General features: G+C 67.3%; 3 protein-coding genes and 1 pseudogene. All 4 read right to left on the reverse strand.

Going from position 1 to position 1,311, the window contains the following annotated elements; translation table 11 throughout:
• Positions 1 to 133: Rpn family recombination-promoting nuclease/putative transposase (locus AC5LSR_RS11285; RefSeq protein ID WP_493464991.1), on the reverse strand; the 133-nt coding region annotated here is incomplete at its 3' end.
• Positions 134 to 402: 269 nt separating this feature from the next.
• A complete protein-coding gene (locus AC5LSR_RS11290; RefSeq protein WP_250282740.1) occupies positions 403 to 804 on the reverse strand; it encodes a type II toxin-antitoxin system VapC family toxin in 402 nt (133 codons plus the stop codon).
• A complete protein-coding gene (locus AC5LSR_RS11295; protein ID WP_250282741.1) occupies positions 801 to 1,046 on the reverse strand; it encodes a hypothetical protein in 246 nt (81 codons plus the stop codon). Before AC5LSR_RS11295 ends, AC5LSR_RS11290 begins: the two co-directional genes overlap by 4 nt.
• Positions 1,047 to 1,113: 67 nt before the next feature.
• A pseudogene (locus AC5LSR_RS11300) lies at positions 1,114 to 1,311 on the reverse strand (flavodoxin); the annotation flags it as partial.

Consider the following 1,311-nt stretch of genomic DNA (forward strand, 5'->3'; position numbering starts at 1 on the left):
GCGCCAGCTGGTCCAGATCAAGCCGGGCCACCAGCCCCGGCGGCAGCACCGCACGCAACTGTGACGCCGCGTTCGACGGCGTCCCCAAAATCCGGCGAAACACCGCGTCATGAGGCGTGGACGGACTCGACATGGCCGCACCCTACCGACACCCACCGACACCCTCGCCCCGCCACCACAACACAGCTACACCCCGACCCTGGTCACCGCCCGTCGTTCCTCACGACCACCCGTCTGGTCGAGTCGGAACGCTCGACCACTAGCGGTCAGCTACGGCATCAGGCGCGCGGCCACCATGGCCCCCAGCTCCCAGCATGCCCCTCGCCGCCTAAACCAACATCAACATCAGGGTGCTGGGGCGCACACCCCTGAATGGACACCCGTCGAAGTCTGCCTGATCCTTTACCGGGTGACGATGACCGTCGCGCGGTGTCCGGCAGCGTTCTTGAGCTTGGTGTCGCCTGTGAGCAGTTCGCAGCCAAGTGCTTCGGCGAGCGCGATGTAGGCGGCGTCGTAGGCGCCGAGGTTGTGCCGTAGCTCCCACATCCGGGGGTGGTAGGGCCAGACCGGATGACGGGTGATCCGCAGGCGCGCGTAGTCAGCCAGCATCTGCTCGCCGCGATGGTCCGTGATCTTCTTTCCGCCGGCAAGCCCGCGGACTGTTGACGCGACCTCGACGTCGAGATGGTACGGGGCGTGCAGCGTGCGCGGGGCGGACAGGCGCTGCCGGAGCACCTCGTCGCCATTGCGCACGGACAGCACATCGATGACGAGCGAGCAGTCAACCACGTACGTGAGGGTCAACGCCGCCCCGCGTCGCGCGCCGCGAGGATGTCGTCCATGGTGAGCTCCACCGGTTCCCTGTCGCGGGCGATGCGGGCGATGACCTCGGCGTTGGTCTCCGTAGCCGCGTCGGCATCCATCAGGTCCCGCAGGTACCCGGACAGTGACTGGCCGAGCGATCTAGCGCGCTCGCGGAGGACCGCGAGCGTCGTCGGATCGACATCACGCACCTGGATGATGCCCAGGTCGGCGGACTCGCTCATCTGTTCACGCTACCACACTTTCATGCATGGCGCATGAATCCTCCTCGATACCCACCAGACCCGAGCGCTACGGCATCAGACTCGCCGCCGTGCTGGCGCCCAGCTCCCAGCAGGCATCCCGGTCCTTCGCATCCGGGGTACCGATTACCGTCACCGGCTCGCGCAACCGTCGCCAGCCCAGGCCGGTCGCGATCGACTCCACCGCCCGCACCGCACCCATCGTGTCGTTGTTGCCATGCACGTACAGCGTGTAAGGGCGGCCGAC

It is taken from the genome of Protofrankia sp. CiP1_Cm_nod4, assembly GCF_982290645.1.